The following is a 1,783-nucleotide window of genomic DNA, read 5'->3' on the forward strand; positions in this document are numbered from 1 at the left end:
TTAATACAGAAGCTTATGATTTAAACATCTATAAAATAAATATATAGATATATATATGTGCGAGTATGTTCAATATACTTTACACTTTTTGTATAAAACTTTACATTTTTAACCAAACTAAACCATAAGTAAGTATTTGTTTTAATTATTGAGCTGTTGATTCCCCGGATTATTGAATAAAATTACTATCATTATCAGATGACTATATCTATTCCGCTCCAGATCATTGACCTGCATGACGACGGCTTTCACCCTCTGCTTGAAATTACCCTGTTCGGAAAAGCTTTTATCATGGTGTTGGATACCGGCGCATCAAAAACAGCGTTTGACCGCACCGCTCTTTTCGAGGCCAATGAAACCACCAACATATTAGCCAGCGACAGGTTATCAACTGGTTTAGGTACCAACAGCATGGAATCGTTCACGGCAATTATAAGCGGTATGTTTATTGGCAACCTGCCCATAGCCGATTTTGAAGTAGCCGTTTTAGATCTGTCAACCATCAACATAGCCTATAACCAAATGGGCCACCCACAGGTATTAGGTGTTTTGGGCGGCGATATATTGATGAAATATAAAGCGGTAATTGATTACGGTAAACAGGTGATGAAATTGAAAAAGCCCCGCTTTAAATAAGCGAGGCTAATACATCGGGGTAAACCCTTATTTTAATATTTCCCATCCCTGCGCTATTGCAACTTGTATTTTATCACTATTACCCGGAATATAAATATGGTTATCGCTTGTGGGTACATGAAAAACCTCATAATCATCCGGTATAGACTGGGGCCGACGCTGGGTCATTTCAACCTGAATAATTGGTTTATATTTTGCGATAACTTTTTCAGCACCCTTTAAAATATTATCTTCTTCTCCTTCAGCATCAATTTTAATATAATCCAGGCGGTCTAATTTTTCCCATTCAAATAGCTCATCGAGGGTAACGGTAAGGAAAGACAGATTTTTTGCATCCTCATAGTGAATAGAAAAACTGAAGGAGTTGGGTTTATTATGGTTAAGCCAAAAAGTTTTAACTTCAGTTTTATCACTTACACCAACTGTTCTTACCCTCACATTTGAAAATTTATTTAATTCGGCATTTTTTATGAGGATGGCACTCATTGCAGGAAAAGGTTCAACAGCAACAACTGTACCCGTGTTCCCAACTAATTTTGCAGCCATCATACTGTAAATGCCGGAGTTTGCACCTACGTCAAATAATACCGAACCTTCATTTATAAAATATTTCAAATACTTCAGTTCGGGTTCATAATCAATCCCTTTTAAAAACACACCTCTTCCGCCAAAGCCTGATTTATTATAACCCTGAATTTTAACCTCATCGATAGTAGAGGTCAATAAAATGCTACCCGGAGCAAGCGCCATAAAGGCCTTCTTAAATAATTGTGACATTTAAACCGTTTTAATAGATGTGAAAAGCAACTATTACCACGTGCATTCATATATACTTACGAAATATGCTCCGTAAACGGCTGTGAATAAGGCAATAGGTTTGATTAAATGTATAGATTATTTATTGATTTATACACAAAATATGGAAATATAAAAAGGCCGGATTATCACAATGATAACCCGGCCTTTTAAACTGTTTTAGCAAACTATATTCCTATGTATCTATCTTAGCGTATTTAGCATTACGCTCAATAAACTCGCGACGCGGGGCAACTTCATCGCCCATTAACATACTAAAGGTATGGTCGCACTCGGCAGCGTTTTCAATGGTAGCGCGTTTTAGGGTACGTGTTGCCGGGTTCATGGTAGT

At 37.1% G+C, this 1,783-nt stretch carries 3 protein-coding genes; 1 reads left to right on the forward strand and 2 read right to left on the reverse strand.

Annotated elements, in window-relative coordinates; all coding sequences use genetic code 11:
* Positions 1-198 precede the first annotated feature (198 nt).
* Positions 199-636 carry an aspartyl protease family protein gene (locus AC1DRQ_RS31240; protein WP_477429988.1) on the forward strand — a complete coding sequence of 146 codons (438 nt, stop codon included), beginning with the start codon at positions 199-201 and terminating at the stop codon, positions 634-636.
* Positions 637-663: 27 nt separating this feature from the next.
* Here the strand turns inward: AC1DRQ_RS31240 and AC1DRQ_RS31245 are convergent, their stop codons facing one another.
* Both AC1DRQ_RS31245 and AC1DRQ_RS31250 read right to left on the reverse strand, forming a co-directional pair.
* Entirely contained in the window at positions 664-1,413 is a 750-nt protein-coding gene (locus tag AC1DRQ_RS31245) for an FkbM family methyltransferase (protein WP_477429990.1), read from the reverse strand.
* A gap of 214 nt (positions 1,414-1,627) precedes the next feature.
* Positions 1,628-1,783, reverse strand: a 156-nt coding sequence (locus tag AC1DRQ_RS31250) for a hypothetical protein (RefSeq protein ID WP_477429992.1), incomplete at its 5' end; no start/stop codon positions are given.

The organism is Mucilaginibacter sp. P4_E8 (assembly GCF_056401495.1).

What these genes read in the sequence shown, in the direction of transcription:
- AC1DRQ_RS31240 (WP_477429988.1), top strand. Translation starts at nt 199, where the DNA reads ATGACTATATCTATTCCGCTCCAGATCATTGACCTGCATGACGACGGC.
- AC1DRQ_RS31245 (WP_477429990.1), bottom strand. Translation starts at nt 1,413, where the DNA reads ATGTCACAATTATTTAAGAAGGCCTTTATGGCGCTTGCTCCGGGTAGC.